20 protein-coding genes and 1 riboswitch are annotated in these 18,910 nt (G+C 59.4%); of the genes, 18 read left to right on the top strand and 2 right to left on the bottom strand.

Translation table 11 applies throughout. From position 1 onward, the window contains the following. The first annotated feature begins 2 nt into the window (after positions 1-2). Positions 3-221, top strand: a riboswitch (cobalamin riboswitch). The 6 genes from JJQ51_RS13080 to JJQ51_RS13055 all read left to right on the top strand — a co-directional run bounded on the left by JJQ51_RS13080 (position 205) and on the right by JJQ51_RS13055 (position 5,313). After that, positions 205-354: a hypothetical protein gene (locus JJQ51_RS13080; RefSeq protein ID WP_156090755.1), complete on the top strand. Its 150-nt coding sequence runs from the start codon at positions 205-207 to the stop codon at positions 352-354. (Overlaps the previous riboswitch by 17 nt.) A gap of 115 nt (positions 355-469) precedes the next feature. Beyond that, positions 470-691: a glutaredoxin-like protein NrdH gene (gene nrdH, locus JJQ51_RS13075; protein WP_113350929.1), complete on the top strand. Its 222-nt coding sequence runs from the start codon at positions 470-472 to the stop codon at positions 689-691. A gap of 11 nt (positions 692-702) precedes the next feature. Beyond that, entirely contained in the window at positions 703-1,098 is a 396-nt protein-coding gene (nrdI, locus tag JJQ51_RS13070; RefSeq protein ID WP_113350930.1) for a class Ib ribonucleoside-diphosphate reductase assembly flavoprotein NrdI, read from the top strand. Between the two features lie 92 nt (positions 1,099-1,190). After that, complete coding sequence (nrdE, locus tag JJQ51_RS13065) at positions 1,191-3,296, top strand: class 1b ribonucleoside-diphosphate reductase subunit alpha (RefSeq protein ID WP_442967299.1); 2,106 nt, start codon at positions 1,191-1,193, stop codon at positions 3,294-3,296. A gap of 20 nt (positions 3,297-3,316) precedes the next feature. Next, on the top strand, positions 3,317-4,291 hold the full coding sequence (nrdF, locus tag JJQ51_RS13060) for a class 1b ribonucleoside-diphosphate reductase subunit beta (RefSeq protein ID WP_113351072.1): 975 nt from the start codon (positions 3,317-3,319) through the stop codon (positions 4,289-4,291). Positions 4,292-4,488: 197 nt separating this feature from the next. Next, a complete protein-coding gene (locus JJQ51_RS13055) occupies positions 4,489-5,313 on the top strand; it encodes a glycerophosphodiester phosphodiesterase family protein (RefSeq protein WP_113350932.1) in 825 nt (274 codons plus the stop codon). A 110-nt stretch (positions 5,314-5,423) separates the two neighbouring features. On the opposite strand, the gene JJQ51_RS13050 is transcribed toward JJQ51_RS13055, so the two are convergent. Next, positions 5,424-5,702, bottom strand: a complete 279-nt coding sequence (locus JJQ51_RS13050; protein WP_069609985.1) for an HU family DNA-binding protein — start codon at positions 5,700-5,702, stop codon at positions 5,424-5,426. Between the two features lie 353 nt (positions 5,703-6,055). On the opposite strand from JJQ51_RS13050, the gene JJQ51_RS13045 reads away from it, so the two are divergent. The 7 genes from JJQ51_RS13045 to JJQ51_RS13015 all read left to right on the top strand — a co-directional run bounded on the left by JJQ51_RS13045 (position 6,056) and on the right by JJQ51_RS13015 (position 12,479). Continuing rightward, positions 6,056-6,277, top strand: coding sequence for a hypothetical protein (locus JJQ51_RS13045; RefSeq protein WP_095437446.1), 222 nt, complete (start codon positions 6,056-6,058; stop codon positions 6,275-6,277). 166 nt (positions 6,278-6,443) lie between these two features. Further along, positions 6,444-7,442: a Tim44 domain-containing protein gene (locus JJQ51_RS13040; RefSeq protein ID WP_145635533.1), complete on the top strand. Its 999-nt coding sequence runs from the start codon at positions 6,444-6,446 to the stop codon at positions 7,440-7,442. A 195-nt stretch (positions 7,443-7,637) separates the two neighbouring features. After that, positions 7,638-8,462: a class I fructose-bisphosphate aldolase gene (locus JJQ51_RS13035; protein WP_069609982.1), complete on the top strand. Its 825-nt coding sequence runs from the start codon at positions 7,638-7,640 to the stop codon at positions 8,460-8,462. Between the two features lie 21 nt (positions 8,463-8,483). Next, on the top strand, positions 8,484-9,641 hold the full coding sequence (locus JJQ51_RS13030) for a Gfo/Idh/MocA family protein (protein ID WP_152092959.1): 1,158 nt from the start codon (positions 8,484-8,486) through the stop codon (positions 9,639-9,641). Further along, positions 9,638-10,309, top strand: a complete 672-nt coding sequence (locus tag JJQ51_RS13025) for a D-lyxose/D-mannose family sugar isomerase (RefSeq protein ID WP_152092958.1) — start codon at positions 9,638-9,640, stop codon at positions 10,307-10,309. The genes JJQ51_RS13030 and JJQ51_RS13025 overlap by 4 nt, the downstream gene beginning before the upstream one ends. Beyond that, entirely contained in the window at positions 10,309-11,367 is a 1,059-nt protein-coding gene (locus tag JJQ51_RS13020) for a carbohydrate kinase family protein (RefSeq protein WP_269244788.1), read from the top strand. The genes JJQ51_RS13025 and JJQ51_RS13020 overlap by 1 nt, the downstream gene beginning before the upstream one ends. A gap of 101 nt (positions 11,368-11,468) precedes the next feature. Continuing rightward, the gene (locus tag JJQ51_RS13015) at positions 11,469-12,479 is read left to right on the top strand and encodes a zinc-dependent alcohol dehydrogenase family protein (RefSeq protein WP_152092956.1); all 1,011 of its coding nucleotides are present in this window, start codon (positions 11,469-11,471) and stop codon (positions 12,477-12,479) included. Positions 12,480-12,492: 13 nt separating this feature from the next. Here JJQ51_RS13015 and JJQ51_RS13010 read toward each other — a convergent pair whose 3' ends face one another. Beyond that, the gene (locus tag JJQ51_RS13010; protein WP_113329244.1) at positions 12,493-13,512 is read right to left on the bottom strand and encodes a LacI family DNA-binding transcriptional regulator; all 1,020 of its coding nucleotides are present in this window, start codon (positions 13,510-13,512) and stop codon (positions 12,493-12,495) included. A 649-nt stretch (positions 13,513-14,161) separates the two neighbouring features. Here JJQ51_RS13010 and kdpF point away from each other — a divergent pair. Genes kdpF through JJQ51_RS12985 form a run of 5 tightly spaced genes read left to right on the top strand, consistent with a single transcriptional unit; the run spans position 14,162 to position 18,910 of the window. Beyond that, entirely contained in the window at positions 14,162-14,251 is a 90-nt protein-coding gene (kdpF, locus tag JJQ51_RS13005) for a K(+)-transporting ATPase subunit F (protein WP_041678183.1), read from the top strand. A gap of 27 nt (positions 14,252-14,278) precedes the next feature. Next, a complete protein-coding gene (kdpA, locus tag JJQ51_RS13000; RefSeq protein ID WP_113350939.1) occupies positions 14,279-15,982 on the top strand; it encodes a potassium-transporting ATPase subunit KdpA in 1,704 nt (567 codons plus the stop codon). Positions 15,983-15,994: 12 nt separating this feature from the next. Continuing rightward, on the top strand, positions 15,995-16,156 hold the full coding sequence (locus JJQ51_RS12995) for a hypothetical protein (RefSeq protein ID WP_162746286.1): 162 nt from the start codon (positions 15,995-15,997) through the stop codon (positions 16,154-16,156). A 48-nt stretch (positions 16,157-16,204) separates the two neighbouring features. Then, complete coding sequence (gene kdpB, locus JJQ51_RS12990) at positions 16,205-18,292, top strand: potassium-transporting ATPase subunit KdpB (protein WP_113350940.1); 2,088 nt, start codon at positions 16,205-16,207, stop codon at positions 18,290-18,292. Positions 18,293-18,304: 12 nt separating this feature from the next. Further along, positions 18,305-18,910 carry a K(+)-transporting ATPase subunit C gene (locus JJQ51_RS12985; RefSeq protein WP_113350941.1) on the top strand — a complete coding sequence of 202 codons (606 nt, stop codon included), beginning with the start codon at positions 18,305-18,307 and terminating at the stop codon, positions 18,908-18,910.

Here is an 18,910-nt window from a genome sequence, read left to right as displayed (position 1 = left end):
ATACTATATATAGTGTTCGAGGTTCTTCTGATTCGCAAGGATTGGAGGCTAAGACGGGAATCCGGTCGGCGAACATGATGATCGCTAAGCCGGAGCTGCCCCCGCAACTGTGAGCGGTGAGCATTCGTTCGATGACGTCACTGAGACCCCCGTGTCTTGGGAAGGCGAGACGAATGTTATGACCCGCGAGCCAGGAGACCTGCCTTGAGCATTGACGTCCACGGGCGGGGTGTCCGGCTGGCGAGCGATGATCCATGCGGCATGATGGCCGCCGTCGCTTCCTCGAATACCTCGCTGAAGAACTTCGGGGTGAAGTGCATGTTCCTGAGTATCCATAGTCGCCGGCGCGAGTGACGGACGCTTAAAAGCGTCCGGCCGCCCGCTAGGTTTGCCTCCACTTTTCACCCGACGAGCGGGCATCACCCGATGCCCGAGCGATTTTCCATGCCCATCCATACGAGGATATCTCATGAGCATCACCGTCTACAGCAAGCCCGCCTGCGTCCAGTGCACAGCAACGACCCGCGCGCTTGATCGCCAAGGCATCGACTACACCATCGTCGACGTGTCGACCGATGCCGCCGCCTATGAACTGGTGCAGGGTCTCGGCTATCGCCAGGTTCCCGTCGTTGTTGCCGGTGAACAGCATTGGGCCGGCTTCCGTCCCGACATGATCAGCGCTCTCGCTTAAGGATCCGGGCGGTGGGCGGGATCGTCTATTTCTCCAGCCGGTCGGAAAATACCCATCGCTTCGTTGTCAAGCTCGCATTGCCGGCTGCTCGTATCCCGCTTGCCGTGGGAGACGAGTTTCGTGCGGCCTCGCCCTACGTCCTGATCGTTCCGACCTATTGCGGCGAAGGCGGCAAGGGGGCCGTGCCCAAGCAGGTGATCCGCTTCCTCAACGATGCGGGCAACCGTTCGAACATCCGCGGGGTCATCGCCGCGGGCAACAGCAACTTCGGTGCGACCTACGGGATCGCCGGCGACATCATCTCTGCCAAATGCCAGGTGCCGTATCTCTATCGGTTCGAACTTCTGGGCACGGATGAGGATGTCACCAATGTCAGACATGGATTGGAACGATTTTGGATACGCTAAGCTCTTCTTTGTCGCGGGACGCGGGCGAAAAGCCGCATAACACTTTTTCTCATCCCGGGAATGACCGGCAAGCCAAGGCCGCGGAAACCGCTTTGGACTATCACGCCCTGAACGCCATGCTGAACCTCTATGACGAGCACGGAAAAATTCAGCTCGACAAGGACCGCATGGCGGCCAAGCAGTACTTTCTCCAGCACGTCAACCAGAACACGGTCTTCTTCCATAACCTGAGGGAAAAGCTCGATTATCTGGTGACAGAGGGCTATTACGAGCAGGAGGTGCTGGATCAGTATTCCTTCAATTTCGTGCGCGATCTCTTCGACCACGCCTATGCGAAGAAGTTCCGTTTTCCGACCTTCCTCGGCGCCTTCAAATATTACACCAGCTACACGCTGAAGACTTTTGACGGAAAGCGCTATCTGGAGCGCTATGAAGACCGCATCTGCATGGTCGCGCTGACGCTGGCGCAGGGCAGCGAGCAGATTGCGCGCGATCTGGTCGACGAGATCATCTCAGGCCGGTTTCAGCCGGCGACGCCGACCTTCCTCAATGCCGGCAAGAAGCAGCGTGGCGAACTGGTTTCGTGTTTCCTGCTGCGTGTCGAAGACAACATGGAATCGATTGGCCGCGCCATCAATTCCGCGCTGCAGCTGTCGAAGCGCGGCGGCGGCGTCGCTCTGTCGCTCACCAATATCCGCGAGGCCGGTGCGCCGATCAAGCATATCGAGAACCAGTCGTCCGGCATCATTCCTGTCATGAAGCTACTGGAAGACTCCTTCTCCTACGCCAACCAGCTTGGGGCGCGGCAGGGCGCGGGCGCTGTCTATCTCAACGCTCACCATCCCGACATCATGCGCTTCCTCGATACCAAGCGCGAAAATGCCGACGAGAAGATCCGCATCAAGACGCTGTCGCTCGGCGTGGTCATTCCGGACATTACCTTCGAGCTCGCGAAGAACAACGAGGATATGTACCTCTTTTCACCCTATGACGTGGAGCGCGTCTATGGCGTGCCGTTTACCGAGATTTCGGTGACGGAGAAGTATCGCGAGATGGTCGCCGACAGCCGCATCCGCAAGAAGAAGATCAAGGCGCGCGAATTTTTCCAGGTGATCGCCGAGATCCAGTTCGAGAGCGGCTATCCCTACATCATGTTCGAAGACACGGTGAACCGCGCCAATCCGGTTGCCGGCCGCATCACTATGAGCAATCTCTGCTCGGAAATTCTGCAGGTCAGCGAAGCCAGTGAGTATAACGACGACCTCTCCTACAAGCGTATGGGCAAGGACATCTCCTGCAATCTCGGTTCTCTGAATATTGCTGCCGCAATGGACAGCCCGGATTTGGGCAAGACGATCGAGATGTCAATCCGGGCGCTGACCGCCGTCTCCGACATGAGCCATATCTCCTCCGTACCCTCGATTGAAAAGGGTAATGACGAAAGCCATGCGATCGGTCTCGGCCAGATGAACCTGCACGGCTATCTCGCCCGCGAGCGCATTTTCTACGGTTCGGAAGAAGGCGTCGACTTCACCAACATCTATTTCTACACGGTGACCTACCACGCCATTCGCGCCTCGAACCTGCTCGCTGTCGAGCGCGGCCAGAGCTTCAAGGGCTTTGAGAATTCGAAATATGCTTCCGGCGAATATTTCGATAAATATACGAACCGGGAATGGAAGCCGGCGACCAAGCGCGTCGCAGAAATCTTCGAAACTGCCAGCATCGCCGTCCCAACGCAGGAAGATTGGCTCGCATTGAAGAAAGCCGTCATGGAAGGCGGGCTCTATAACCAGAACCTGCAGGCCGTGCCGCCGACCGGCTCGATCTCCTACATCAACCACTCGACCTCCTCGATCCACCCGATCGTCTCCAAGATCGAGATTCGCAAGGAAGGCAAGATCGGCCGCGTCTATTATCCAGCCGCCTTCATGACGAACGACAATCTCGACTATTACCAGGACGCCTACGAGATCGGGCCGGAAAAGATCATCGATACCTATGCCGCGGCCACTCAGCATGTCGACCAGGGCCTGTCGCTGACGCTGTTCTTCCGCGACACCGCAACTACGCGCGATATCAACAAGGCGCAGATCTATGCCTGGAAGAAGGGCATCAAGACTATCTACTACATCCGGCTTCGCCAGATGGCGCTCGAAGGCACGCAGGTTCAGGGCTGCGTTTCCTGCACGCTCTGAACCTTTGAGGGACGATGAAAATGAACATGCAATTCAAGCCGTCAAGCCGGGTTCGCGCCATCAACTGGAACCGCATCGAGGACGACAAGGATCTTGAGGTCTGGAACCGCCTGACCGGCAATTTCTGGCTGCCGGAAAAGGTGCCCTTGTCGAACGATATTCAATCCTGGGCGACGCTGAAACCTGAGGAGCAGCAGCTCACCATCCGCGTCTTCACCGGCCTGACGCTGCTCGACACGATCCAGAATGGTGTCGGCGCCGTCAAGCTGATGGCTGATGCCGCCACGCCGCATGAAGAAGCGGTGCTGTCGAACATCTCCTTCATGGAAGCCGTGCACGCACGCTCCTATTCGTCGATCTTTTCGACGCTTTGCCTGACGCCTGACGTCGATGACGCCTATCGCTGGTCGGAGGAGAACGAGTTCCTGCAGAAGAAATCGACGCTGATCATGGAGCAGTATGCCTCCGGCGATCCCTTGAAGAAGAAGGTTGCAAGCGTCTTCCTTGAAAGCTTCCTGTTTTATTCCGGCTTCTATCTGCCGATGTTCTGGTCGAGCCGCGCCAAGCTTACCAATACGGCCGACATGATCCGTCTCATCATCCGTGATGAAGCCGTGCATGGCTATTACATCGGTTACAAGTTCCAGCGCGGGCTCGAGCGGCTTTCGGAAGAGCGCAGGCAAGAGATCAAGGATTTCGCCTTCGATCTTCTGCTGGAGCTTTATGACAACGAAGCCAAGTACACCGAGGCGCTCTATGATGGCGTCGGCCTGACTGAGGACGTCAAGAAGTTCCTGCATTACAACGCTAACAAGGCGCTGATGAATCTTGGTTATGAGGCGCTCTTTCCGGTCGAAGCCTGCAAGGTCAATCCGGCCATCCTCTCGGCACTATCTCCGAATGCGGATGAGAACCACGACTTTTTCTCAGGCTCCGGCTCGTCCTATGTCATCGGCAAGGCCGTCGCCACCGAGGATGAAGACTGGAATTTCTAAGATTGCATCTTCCGCCGCCTGGATAATTTATCCATCGTTTCCGATCGCAGCTATTAGGCTGCGATTGCTGTTCTAAGATGTCGGTGGCAGCGATCGGCATCGCGCTTTGCAGATCTGTCAAAATCCCATGATACGCCTCGTTGAAGACGTGCGATTCTGGGCGATTTGCGCGTATTTCCGCGAGATAAGGGCCTATCATGGACTATGCCGACTATATCGCCGACCCCTCGCGCGATTGTGCGATCGTCGTTCATCGTGGGATCTGGCGCGCCGCGCCGGAAAACAGCCTGCTTGCGATCGAGCGGGCGATTTCAGCCGGCTACGATGTGGTCGAGATCGATGTGCGATGCAGCAGCGATGGCGAGTTCTTTCTTCTGCATGACGATACGCTCGAGCGAACGGCTGGCCTCGCCCGAGAGGCGGAGGGGTTGACGCTGCAGCAATTGTCGAACCTGAACCTGCGCGATCGTGATGGCGGCGAGACGAACCGGATGACCGATGAAAAGCTGCCGAGCCTGAAGGACGTCTTCGATCTCACGCGCGGTCGCATTTTCCTGCATCTCGATGTCAAGCGCAGAGACATGATCCCCGGCGTGATCGCCTGCGCCCGGGCGATGGGCGTCGATCGGCAGGTCGACTTCTGGAGCGATCTGAAAACCTCGGACGATCTCGCCTGGATCCAGAGCAGCGTGTCGCCGGAGATGGTACTCCTCATGGCGAAAACACGCCTCGGTTCTGTGGATGCCGAGAGCCAGCTTGATCTTCTCCGTCAGCTCAAGCCGCTGCTCTGTGAAATCTACTTCGACAGTCTTGACCAGCTCGCGGCGCGCAAGGCGCTTTTTGTGGATGCGGGTATGCGCCTGTGGGTCAATACCCTCGATTCCGTTTCCTGCGCGGGCTTCACGGATACTGCCGCCCTGCAGGATCCTGCTGCGATTTGGGGCAGACTTGTCGATGCCGGCGTCTCTGCCATCCAGACGGATGAGGCTGAGGCGCTGAGGATCTATCTCGATTCGCGTTGACCAGCCCTTCGATGCGATCAGCAAGCGCGGTCGCCTTCGTTTGAAAACGCAAACGGCCGGCTCTAACAAATAGAGCCGGCCGTTGAACTGTGGGATCCTAACGATCCGGATTACTTGTTGAGCGCATCCTTCAGCGCCTTGGCCGGCGTGAAGGCGAGCTTCTTCGATGCTGCAACCTTGATGGTTGCGCCCGTTCCCGGATTGCGTGCTTCGCGCGCCGGCGTATCCTTGACTTTGAACTTGCCAAAGCCCGGGATCGAGGTTTCGGCGCCGGATGTTGCGGCTCCGGTAATGGCTGCAAAGACGGCTTCGACAATCGCCTTGCTCTGGACTTTGGTAAGCTTGTGGTCTGCAGCAATCTTGTCTGCAATTTCATTGGTGGTGGTCATGAGGCTTCCCCCGCATTGATGACGGTGGAATCATTTCCATTGCCGATGTCCATTGTCACCTGGAGTCCGGGCCGGAAAGGCTTAGAATGCCCGTATTTCCACAGGTTCCGACGCATCGAGGCCATTTCGAACGCTTTCCGCAAGCGATTTTCCAGGCAAGGCCTCGGTTAGGCCGGCCGAGAGGAGAGCGGTCAGCGCTATCCGCAGACGCCTGCGAATCTGCGGAAGGACCGGAATCAGAGATCCGGCACCCCTTCACCATACGGATGCGAGCGGTAACGGAGTCATTGAAACTGGCCTTTTGCCCGGCAGGTCTATAGAGGCTTGGCTGTGATCAATAGATGGAACGGACAATGGAACACGAGATCAAGATAGACAACCGCGGTGATTTCGGGCTTTGGGCCATCGAGGTCGCAAAGCAGATCATCAGTGATGAGGGCTTTGAATTGGCAAGAGCCGCACGGGACGGCACGGAGGATGATGTCCGCGCGGCCGGTAACGCACTTGGCCAGGCCATCACCAATGCGATGATGGAAGTCTATGACGGTTTGATCGAAGGAGCGGATGAAGATTAGGATCGTCTTCGAAGGGTGTGGCCAGTCATCCGCATGCTCGCGCGGCTGGCTTGCTCTGGATTGAAATCTGAAACTTGCACCAACTTAAAATCACAGCCTTACAATCACGAACAGGCATCCCCATATAGGGGCGGGTTAGTCTTTCTGCCCTATGACAGGAGAGCCAATGTTCAGTGCAGTACCGCGTTTCGCCAAGATCGCAGCCATCGTCGTCCTTGCCGCCGCGTCGTCTTTAGCGACCTTTGACGCTGCCGATGCACGCCGAGCTGGATCCAGCGGCTTCGGAAGCCGCGGAACGCGCACCTTTGATACCCCGGCCATAACACGGACGGCGCCTACGCAGGCTGCCCCGATCGACCGGTCGATGACGCAGCGGCCGCAGCAACAAACGACGACGCAGCCGCCGCTCGGCGCGCCGCAGCGTCCAGGTCTTTTCGGCGGCTTCGGTGGGTCGATGATCGCGGGCCTGATTGCCGGCGGTCTTCTGGGCATGATGCTCGGTCACGGTTTCGGCGGCGGCATCGGCTTCCTCGGCATGCTACTGCAGATCGGTCTGATCGTGCTGCTGATCAGTTTTGCCATGCGTTTCTTCGCAAACCGCCAGCGGACACAATATGCAGCACCGGGATCGGGCACGTCCTACAATATGAATCCGATGAACAACGCAGGTGTTTCCCCGCGCCCTTCCTTCTCCATCCCGTCTATCGGCGGTGGAGCGGCGGCCGCGCCGAAGGCGCGCCAAGCCAATGACGAGATCGGGTTGCAGCAGGCCGATCTCGATCGCTTCGAGCACCTTCTGACAGAAATCCAGTCGGCCTATGGTAAGGAAGACTATGCCACGCTGCGCCGGCTGACCACGCCGGAGGCGATGTCCTACCTCGCCGAAGAACTTGGGGAAAACGCGACCAGCGGCGTGCGCAACAGCGTTTCCGACGTCCGGCTGCTGCAAGGCGATATCGCCGAAGCGTGGCGCGAGGACAATGCCGAATATGCGACGCTTGCCATGCGCTATTCGAGCATCGACGCGATGGTCGATCGCGCGACCGGGAAACTCGTCGACGGCGACGATCGTAACCCTTCGGAAACGACGGAACTCTGGACCTTCGTGCGCAAGCCGGGTTCGGACTGGACGCTTTCAGCGATCCAGGGAACGGAGCTGCACTGATCTGCGCAGTTTCCGCAGAGCCCCGCCTCGCGAGGGATCGCGGGCGGCTGGCCATGTCCATAAACTGATTGTTCTCATCCTTTAAACTTGAAGACGTCAAGCGGCTGTCGAAGACGACGCTGCATCCGCCTTGACTCGCCAAATCTGTCCTCTAATGTGCCGATGTGGAAACGTTACCACATCGGGAGGAAATAGATGAAATCCGCGCGGTTCAACCGCCTGTTCGGCGTGTCTGGAAATTGTTTCGACGTCGCCATAGACCATGGCATGTTCAATGAACGGACCTTTCTCGCCGGCATCGAGGATATGCGAACGGCGATCAAGGTCATTGCCGATGCCGCGCCCGATGCCATCCAGCTTCCGCCGGGCACTGCACCCATTCTGCAGGCTATTCCCGGCAAAAGTCGTCCGGCTTTGGTGCTGCGGACCGATATCGCCAATATCTACGGCAATCCGCTGCCATCGGCGCTGTTTTCCGAAATGATCGACCGAGGCGTGGAGCAGGCCGTCGCACTCGATGCCGCCTGTGTGGTCGTCAATCTTTTGATGCTGCCGGACCAGCCGGAAGTTTATCGCGCCTGCGTGCGCAACGTGAACAGCCTGAAGCGCGAATGTGAGATTTACGGCATGCCTCTGATGGTCGAGCCGCTGGTCATGCAGGATAATTCCAAGGGCGCCTACATGGTCGATGGGGCGATCGACAAGATCCTGCCGCTGGTACGTCAGGCTGCCGAACTTGGCGCCGACATCATCAAGGCCGATCCCTGTGACGACGTGCAGGAATATCACCGCGTCATCGAGATCGCTCAGGGCTTGCCCGTACTGGTGCGTGGCGGCGGCCGCGTCTCGGATCAGGAAATCCTTTCACGTACGAAACAGCTGATGGAGCAGGGCGCCCGCGGCATCGTCTATGGCCGCAACGTCATCCAGCACAGTAATCCCGCCGGCATGACGCGCGCCCTGATGGCGATCGTCCATGAGGAGGCTTCCGTCGAAGATGCCTCGCGGCATCTCGCCTGACGCATCCTGGGAGGAGGAAACATGAAGAAGGTATTCCGCTTCGGCGTCATCGGCTGCGGCCTGATGGGGCGTGAATTCGCAAGCGCCGCCGCACGCTGGCTGCATCTTGCCGACACGAGGGCACGGCCGGAAATCGTTGCCGTCTGCGACACCAATGCGGCGCTGCTCGACTGGTTCAAGGACAATGTGCCGTCGGTTCGGCAATTCACTAGCGACTATAAGGAGCTGCTCGCCAATCCTGATGTTGACGCGGTCTATTGCGCCGTGCCGCATGTGCTGCATAAACAGTTTTACGTCGATATCCTGAAGGCCGGCAAGCATCTACTGGGCGAAAAGCCGTTCGGTATGGATGCGGCACAGAACCGCGAGATCATGGCGGTGCTTGCCGAGAACCCGAAGCTTCTGGTTCGCTGCTCGTCGGAAATGCCTTTCTTCCCTGGAGCGCAGAAAGTCATCGCGCTCGCCGAAAGCGGCGAGATGGGCGATATCCTCGAAGTCGAAGCCGGTTTCCTGCATTCTTCCGACATCGACAGGCAAAAGCCGATCAACTGGAAGCGCATGGCCGACATCAACGGCGACTATGGCTGCATGGGCGATCTCGGCATGCATGTGCTGCATGTGCCCCTGCGGCTCGGCTGGCGTCCGCAGACCCTGCACGCGCAACTGGTCAAGAAGATCATCGAGCGCCCGGACGGCAAGGGCGGCATGGTGCCGTGTACGACCTGGGACAATGCGACGATCAGCAGCCGTGTGCAGACAAAAGATCAGGATTTTCCGATGGTGCTGAAGACCTGGCGCATCGCGCCGGGCGAAGCCAATACCTGGTATATTCGCATCCTCGGCATGAAAAAGAGCGCCTTCTTCACCACCAAAGCGCCGCGGCAGTGGCAATGGATGGATTATACCGGCGGTGCCCAGGCCTGGAGTACCGAGGACCTCGGATACGGCTCATTGTTCCCGGCTATCACCGGCAAGATCTTCGAATTCGGCTTCGCCGATGCCATCCAGCAGATGTGGGCGGCCTTCGTCGATGAATTGGCAGGTGGAAACGCCAATGGCTTTGCCTGTGCGACGCCGGAAGAAGCGCGGGCGCATCATGCGGTGCTGACGGCGGCGTTGAAATCCGGCCGTGAAAATATCGTGGTACCGGTCGACTATGAAGGGGTGTCCACACGATGAAGCGCTCCGAAATCAACGAAGCGCTGCGGCGCGCAAGCAAAACCGTAGACCATTGGCGCTGGTCGCTGCCAGAGTGGGGTTATTGGACCGCGGCGGACTTCGCTGCAAATCCGGAGGCGGCGCGCTATCTGCGTAGTCATCAGCTGGGGTGGGATGTCACTGATTTCGGCTCGGGCCGTTTTGCCGAATGCGGCCTCGTGCTCTTCTGCCTGCGCAACGGCATCGTCGGTGTCGAAGGCGAACGCACCTATGCCGAAAAGCTGCTTTTCGTTGAGGAAGGGCAGGTCACGCCGACCCATCGTCACCAGGCGAAGATGGAAGACATCATCAACAGGGCCGGCGGCGATCTCGTCATTGAATTCGCTGCGACCGATGCCGAGGGCAATGTGCTGCAGGATGACGTGACCGTCCCGGTCGACGGCTTGCCGAAAAAACTTGCGGCATGGGAGCCGTTGGTTCTTTCTCCTGGCCGGAGCGTGACGATCCCCACCGGGCTCTATCATCGCTTTTACGGCCGCAAAGGCGGCGGTCCGGTCTTCCTCGGCGAAGTCAGCCAGGTCAATGACGACAATAGCGACAATTACTTTCTGAAACCGATCGGGCGCTTCGCCGCGATCGAGGAGGACGAGCCGCCGCTCAGGCCTCTATGGAATGAGGCAGGTGGCTGATGCGGACCGGGGAGGAGGTTCGCGACGGCGAAAAGAAGGACAAGGGAGGTATCGTCTGCGCGGGAAACTTCATCGTCGACCGTGTGCATACGCTGTCCTACTGGCCCGAGCAGGGTAATCTTGCTTATATTCAGCATCAGGATGTGGGCGTTGGCGGCGGGGCCGCCAATGTCGTCACCGATCTCGCCTCCCTCGGCTTTCCCGGGAAGCTTGCCGCCGCCGGCTGTATCGGCGCGGATATCGATGGCGGGATCGTCAAGGCGCGGCTTCAGAGCGCCGGTATCGATGCAAGCGGTCTGCGGGAGCTTCCCGACCGCGCAACAGCCCATACGCATGTCATGAACGTGCCGGGGCAGAACCGCACTTTCTTCTATCACGGCGGTGCCAATGATGCGGTGACGGACGCGCTCCTCTCGCCCGCGACCTTTGCCAACGCCGGTTACCGGCTGTTCTATCTCGGCTATCTCATGCTCCTGCCTGGTCTCGACATGCTCGATGCGGATGGCCGATCCGGAGCATCGCGCCTGCTGGAGGCCGCACGCAATGCCGGCCTGATCACTTGCGTCGATTTCGTCTCCAGTGAGGATCCGGAATTCGCGGCAAAGGTTGGCGCGGCGCTGCCCTATTGCGATTATCTTGTCATCAATGAAATCGAAGCAGGGCGGGCAACCGGCGTGACCGTGCGGGACACGAAAGGGGAGTTGAACGAGGCCGCACTGTTGACGGCGGGTGAGCAGCTGTTGGCGCGAGGTGTCGCCAAGGGCGCAATCATTCACGCTCCGGAAATCTGTTTCTGGTTTCCACCGGGCGTGAAGCCAATTGTCTCACGTTCCCGGCCAGTTGATCCGGCTGAAATCGTCAGTACCGTCGGCGCTGGTGATGCTTTCTGCGCCGCTGTACTTTACGGTCTGCATGAGGACTGGCCCGTCGAGCGCATCTGCGCTGCTGCACATGCTGCCGCTGCGCGTTGCCTGAGAGGGGCAACCGCGACGGATGGCATTCCCCACATGGCGGCACTTCTGGAGGATATAAAGGAGATGCAGCTCGCCGATGTCTAGCGCACCGCTGAGGAGCGGCAACGCGCATCATTGAGTGCTATAGTGCCGATGGGAGCGGCGCGATAGCGAGCGAATCAAATTTTTACGCTTGGAGGAGGCGAATGAGGGCAGTCCGTTTGGAAGCAATCGGCGATATGGCCATGCATATGGTCGAGAAGCCGAGCGCCGGTCCGGGAGAGATTGTCGTGCGGGTGCTGGCCGCCGGCATCTGCGGGTCAGACCGGCACATGTACAAGGGCGAATATCCGACGGCGATCCCCGTGACCTTGGGCCACGAGTTCTGCGGCCTCGTCGAGGAGGTGGGCGAGGGCGTTACCTCATTCGTGGGCGGTGAACTCGTAACCATAGACCCGAATATCGCTTGTGGCACATGCCCCGCCTGTCGGCGCGGGCGGCCAAATCTCTGCGCCAACCTCACGGCTATCGGCGTGACGCGCGATGGCGGCTTTGCCGAATATGTCGTAGTTCCCTGCGAACAGGCGTTCATACTGCCTGCGGATCTCGATCCCGTTCACGGCGCCTTCTGCGAGCCGCTGGCCTGCTGCATCCATGCCATCGACAAGGCACAAATCCGTCCGGGCGACAGCGTCGCCATATTGGGCGGTAGTGTCATTGGCTTGCTCATGGTCCAACTGGCGCGCCTCGCAGGCGCTGACCAGATCATCCTGATCACGAGGCAGCTGTCACGGCGGGAAGCAGCTTTGCGCCTGGGTGCAACACAGGCCCTCGATCCGACGGCGACCGACGCTGTTGCTGCCGTGCGGGATGCGACCGGCGGCGGCGTCGATGTCGTCATAGAATGCGCCGGCGTTCCCGAAACGCTGCAGACCGGCGTCCGGATGGTGCGGCGCGGCGGTGCCTTCGTGCTGTTCGGCGTGACGCCTGCTGGCCTCCAAGTGCCCGTTCTGCCGTTCGATCTGCTCGTCAATGAAGTCGAGATCAGGCCAGCCTATCTCAATCCATTCACCCACGCTCGCGCCGCTGCCATGGTGGCAAGCGGGATTCTTGAGCTGGATTCGCTTGTAACGAAGACGATTGGCCTTGAGGATGTTGCAAGCGTGGTCGGCAGCGCTCCGTTGGCTGGCGAAATCAAGGTCATCGTCCGGCCCTGAGCGCTGCTTGCATTCATGTGCGAACGAGGCCGGTGGAGTCGCGCCGGATCAAGGTGACAGGCACTTTGATGAGGCTGTCCATACGCGGCTCGCCATCGACCTGGTCTTCATCGATCAGGGCCTCCAATCGCCGGACCGCCTGCTCGCCGACGCCGCGGATCGGTTGGGCGATGGTCGTCAGCCGCGGAAAGACATAGGCCGCCTCCGGCAAATCGTCGAAACCGATCACCGAATAGTCGCGAGGCACGGAAAAGCCGTGATCTTGAACGGCGTGGATTGCGGCAATCGCCGAAATATCCGTCGTGCCGATGATAGCAGTCAGTTCGGGCCGAGATGCCAGCAACTCCCTTGCGAGTGGATAGGTCGCCGCGAAGCTGTGCTCCTCGGCCATGGCTATTGCGGCGGGAGCCATGCCGTTTCCAGCCATTTCAGCCGTGATGCCGAGAAGGCGAAGCTGGACAGGCTGGCTATGGGCCGGAGCGCCGACAATGCCGATTGCGCGATGACCGAGTTCGATCAGGTGACGGGCCATCAATCGCCCGCCCTCCTCGTGATCGGCCATGACGGCCTCGCCGGCTATTCCGGGAAGCTCGCGGTCGATGGCGACGATCGGGATATGGGCCTCACGCAACGCCTCGAAATGCTCCGTGCTGCCGAAGGCGCTTGCAACGATGACGCCGTCGACGCGCTGAGACAGCAGCATGGAAATATAGCGCGCCTCGTGATCCATGTTTTCGGCGGTGCTGCAGATCAACGTCTGATAGCCGCGCCGGAACAATTCCTGCTCGATGGCGTGGGCAAGGATGCCAAAGAAGGGTACGTCGATGGAAGGCAGCATAAGGCCGATCATGCGGCTCGGCGCGCCGCGAAGCATCCTCGCGCCCTTGCTTGGCGTGTAATTGAGCGTGCGAATGGCTGCTTCCACGCGCTCTCGGAGTTCCGGAGAGGCATAGCCACTGTTGTTCAGCACGCGCGAGACCGACGAGACGGACGTTCCCGCAAGTTTGGCGATATGTCTGATGCTGGTCGTCACTTGCGCGCGTTTCTTTGGCTTGCGGTCGAATGGTCGGGAGCAAGACTGTCGGAGTGCAGGCCAACTCGCTTCGGACTTAATCACCGCCAGAATGCCGCATCAAGCGCCATCCATGCAGTCTTAATATCTGGCTATGCCAAATCCTTCTATATTAGTCTTTTCGCATATGATGTTATGCAATCATGGAGGGTGGCTGAGATCGATGAAGCATCTTAAATGTCCTGTGCGGATCATTCCGGAAATTCAATAAAATAGCGGCCCCATGCCCATGGAATATGCCTCGTTCTTCGAGCGAGTTTGGCAATGCGGGCGGGCATCCGCTTCGCGTATGAACATAGTTTTAGACCGTCATCATCCGCCCCGGCATTTATAAGATTTTTATATCTTCCGCTTTTCCGCCGTCTCGAACCTTAATGCGGTTCGGTCGCATATTGCGTCTGGAAGATGCTCCCCAAGTGATCTTCCAGGTCGGCAGGAAAAAGAGGCGCTCTGAGCAAGGGCGCTCTCCATCATTTCTGCATTCAACAATAACAATCAAGGAATCGCGATCAATGATGGACATTATTCTTGTCGGGATCGGCGTTTTATTCTTCCTCCTCTGTGTCGCTTATACCAAGGCTTGCGACAGCCTCTAGTCGGAGAGACGGCAATGCTTCTCGATTACATTCTCGGTGGCGGCGTGACGATCTTTCTCACCGTCTACCTGGTCTATGCTCTCATTCGCCCCGAGCGCTTCTGACAGCGCTGGATAGGGAAAGTTACCTCCATGACCTTCAACGGATGGCTTCAGATCCTCATTTATATCGGGATCCTTCTCCTGCTCGTCAAACCGCTCGGCGGTTACATGACGCGTGTCTTTACCGGCGAGCGCACCTTCCTCTCTTTCGTCCTCCGTCCTGTGGAACGGGGGCTTTATCGTTTGGCCGGCACGGATGAACGCGAAGAGCAGCACTGGACGACCTATTCTGTCTCCATGCTGCTGTTCAGCCTCGCGGGTTTCCTCGTTCTTTACGCCCTGCAGCGACTGCAAGGCAGCCTGCCGTATAATCCGGCCGGCATGACCGCAGTCGGCCCGGAACTGTCCTTCAACACGGCAACGAGCTTCGTCACCAATACCAATTGGCAGAATTACGGCGGCGAGAGCACGATGTCTTACCTCGTGCAGATGGCCGGCCTGACGGTGCAGAACTTCGTGTCTGCGGCAACCGGCATTGCCATTGCCATTGCGCTAATCCGTGCTTTCGCACGTGCCTCGGGCAAGGCGATCGGCAACTTCTGGGTCGATATGGTCCGTGCGACGCTCTACGTCCTCTTGCCGATCTGCATCGTGCTGACGATTGCTTTCGTCTATCTCGGTGTGCCGCAGACGCTCGGCCCCTATGTCAATGCCACGACGCTCGAAGGCGCGCAGCAGACGATCGCCGTCGGTCCCGTTGCCTCGCAGCTTGCCATCAAGATGCTCGGCACGAATGGCGGCGGCTTCTTCAATGCCAACTCGGCGCATCCGTTCGAAAACCCCGACGCCATCTCCAACCTCCTGCAGATGCTGGCGATCTTCGCCATCGGCGCGGCGCTGACCAATGTCTTCGGTCGTATGGTCGGCAGCCAGCGTCAGGGCTGGGCGATCCTGGCTGCGATGGGCACGCTGTTCATCGCCGGCGTGATCGTCACCTATTGGGCTGAAGCGGCAGGCAATCCGCTTATTCATGCACTCGGCATCCAGGGTGGCAATATGGAAGGCAAGGAGGTCCGCTTCGGGATTGCTGCCTCCTCGCTCTTCGCGGTCATTACCACCGCCGCATCCTGCGGCGCGGTTAATGGCATGCTCGACAGCTTCACGGCGATCGGCGGCCTGATCCCGCTCATCAACCTGCAGCTTGGCGAAGTCATCGTCGGCGGCGTCGGCGCCGGCTTCTACGGCATCCTGATGTTCGTCGTCATCGCCATCTTCGTTGCGGGCCTGATGGTCGGGCGCACGCCGGAATATCTCGGCAAGAAGATCGAGGCCAAGGAAGTGAAGATGGCAATGCTTGCCGTGCTTTGCCTGCCCTTCGGCATGCTGATCTTCACGTCGATCTCCGTTGTATTGCCCTCTGCCGTTGCCTCGATCGCCAATGCCGGTCCGCACGGCTTCTCGGAAATCCTTTATGCCTATAGCTCGGCAGCGGCAAACAACGGCTCGGCCTTCGGCGGCCTGACGGGCAATACCTCCTGGTATAATATCACGCTCGGTATCGTCATGCTGATCGGCCGTTTCCTGGTCATCGTTCCGGCCCTTGCGATTGCCGGTTCCCTGATCAGCAAGAAGACGGTTCCTGCCTCGGCCGGCACCTTCCCAACGGATGGTCCGCTCTTCGTGGGCCTGCTTGTTGGTACGATCCTGATCGTCGGCGGTTTGACCTTCTTCCCGGCGCTGGCGCTCGGACCGATCGTCGAACATTTGTCGATGATTGCAGGCCAGACCTTCTAAGGAATGACGGCCATGAGCCAACCGCTTCTAGGCAAGCTTAGAAAAGTCATCGATCCACGCCCCTTCGACAGGGGGCGTGGCCCGGCCGGAATGACCTGCGCGTCCGACGCCATTTTGCTGGCGATGGTTGCCCTGTTTCTCGGCCTTGTCGTCTTCGGATTTCTAATCGGCTGATCGGCGGCGTTCCGATCTGACGTTTTCCTCTTCACGCTGGAGCCTCTTATGAGCCAGTTAAAATCAGCGAGTATTCTGGATTCTCGCATCCTCGTTCCGGCGATCGGCGCTTCGTTCAAGAAACTGAACCCGCGTACCCTCGCCAAGAACCCCGTCATGTTCGTGGTCGCCGTCGTTTCGATGCTGACGACCGTCCTCTTCCTGCGCGACCTCGTTACCGGCGGTGGCAATCTCGCCTTCTCGCTGCAGATCAATATCTGGCTCTGGTTCACGGTGCTGTTCGCCAATTTCGCCGAAGCTGTTGCCGAAGGCCGCGGCAAGGCGCAGGCGGATTCGCTGCGCAAGTCGCGCACCGAAACTCAGGCGAAGCTGCTCGTCGGCAACAGCCGCACTGATTACAAGATGGTGCCCGGCACCAGCCTCAAGGTTGGCGATGTCGTTCTGGTCGAAGCGGGCGATATCATCCCTTCGGACGGTGAGGTCATCGAAGGCGTCGCCTCCGTCAACGAAGCCGCGATCACCGGCGAATCCGCGCCGGTCATCCGTGAATCGGGCGGCGACCGCTCGGCTGTGACTGGCGGTACGCAGGTTCTGTCGGATGAGATACGCGTGCGCATCACCGCTGCTGCGGGCTCGACCTTCATCGACCGGATGATCGCGCTGGTCGAAGGTGCCGAACGACAGAAGACGCCCAACGAAATCGCGCTCAACATCCTGCTGGCCGGCATGACGCTGATCTTCGTGCTCGCGACCGTCACCATCCCGAGCTTCGCCGCCTATGCTGGCGGCTCGATCCAGACGGTCGTGCTCGTTGCGCTCTTCGTGACGCTGATCCCGACCACCATCGGCGCATTGCTTTCGGCGATCGGCATTGCCGGCATGGACCGCCTGGTGCGTTTCAACGTGCTTGCCATGTCCGGTCGCGCCGTCGAAGCCGCCGGCGACGTCGATACGCTGCTTCTCGACAAGACTGGCACGATCACCCTCGGCAACCGTCAGGCGACCGCCTTCCGCCCCGTCCGTGGTATCAGCGAGCAAGACCTCGCCGATGCCGCACAGCTTGCCTCCCTTGCCGACGAGACGCCGGAGGGACGCTCGATCGTGGTGCTTGCCAAGGAAAAATATGCGATCCGTGGCCGCGACATGACGAGCCTGAAGGCGACCTTCGTTCCCTTTACCGCCCAGACCCGTATGAGCGGCGTTGATCTCGATGGCTCCTCGATCCGCAAGGGTGCCGTCGATGCCGTCGTCGCCTATGTCGAAGGTGCTGCTAACGGCAGTCACGAAGGTACTGCCGTTATGTCCCGCACGACCAGTGAAACGCTGCGTGAGCTGCAGGTGATCGCCGACGAGATCGCCAAAGCCGGTGGTACGCCGCTTGCCGTTGCTCGTGACGGCCGTCTGCTCGGCGTCATCCATCTCAAGGATATCGTCAAGGGCGGCATCCGTGAGCGTTTTGCGGAGCTGCGCCGCATGGGCATCCGCACCGTGATGATCACGGGCGACAATCCGCTGACGGCTGCCGCCATTGCCGCCGAAGCCGGCGTCGACGACTTCCTCGCACAGGCGACGCCTGAGATGAAGCTGGCGCTGATGCGTCAGGAGCAGGCACAGGGCAAGCTGGTCGCCATGTGCGGCGACGGCACGAACGATGCGCCGGCACTCGCCCAGGCCGATGTCGGCGTTGCCATGAACACCGGTACGGTGGCCGCTCGCGAAGCCGGCAACATGGTCGACCTCGACAGCGACCCGACGAAGCTGATCGAGATCGTCGAGATCGGCAAGCAGCTGCTGATGACGCGCGGTGCGCTGACGACCTTCTCCATCGCCAACGATATCGCCAAGTATTTCGCCATCATCCCGGCCATGTTCATCGCCTTCTACCCGCAGCTGAAAATGCTGAACGTCATGGGACTGGCAACGCCGCAAAGCGCCATTCTCTCGGCCATCATCTTCAACGCGCTCATCATCGTCGCACTGATCCCGCTGTCGCTGAAGGGTGTCCGCTATCGCCCGATCGGCGCCGGTGCGCTGCTCAGCCGCAACCTGCTGATCTACGGCCTCGGCGGCATCATCGTTCCCTTCATCGGCATCAAGGCCATCGATATGGCGATCACCGCCATCGGCCTCGCCTAAGGAGTTTCTCTCGTGTTGAAACAAATCAGACCAGCGATCGTCATGATCGTCGCCACGACCGTCCTGACCGGCCTTGCCTATCCGCTTGCCATGACCGGTGTCGCCCAGGCGCTCTTCCCCCACCAGGCCAATGGCAGCCTGGTGGAGAAGGATGGCAAGGTGATCGGCTCCAGTCTTATCGGCCAGAATTTCACGGCGGATAAGTATTTCCACGGGCGTCCGTCAGCCACGACCGGCGCCGACCCAAACGATCCGACCAAATCGGTTTCCGTACCCTATAATGCCGCCAATTCCGGTGGTTCCAATCTTGGCCCGACCAATTCGAGCCTGATCACGCGTATCAAGGGGGATGCCGCGACATTGCAGGCGCAGAACCCGAATACGCCGGTTCCGATCGATCTGGCCACCACTTCGGGCAGCGGTCTCGACCCGGACATCTCGCCCGAAGCCGCCTATTTCCAGGTGCCGCGCGTCGCCAAGGCCCGCGGCATGGATGAGGCCAAGGTCAAGTCGCTCGTCGAGGCAGCCATAGAGCCGCGAGAGCTCGGCGTTCTCGGGGAACCTGTGGTCAATGTGCTGGCATTGAACCGGGCGCTCGATGCTTCTATGACTCAATAA

Source organism: Rhizobium sp. AG207R (assembly GCF_027109195.1).
Taxonomy (GTDB): domain Bacteria; phylum Pseudomonadota; class Alphaproteobacteria; order Rhizobiales; family Rhizobiaceae; genus Rhizobium; species Rhizobium dioscoreae.
Note: the sequence above shows the minus strand (reverse complement) of the source record. Positions and strands in the feature narration are given on the sequence as shown.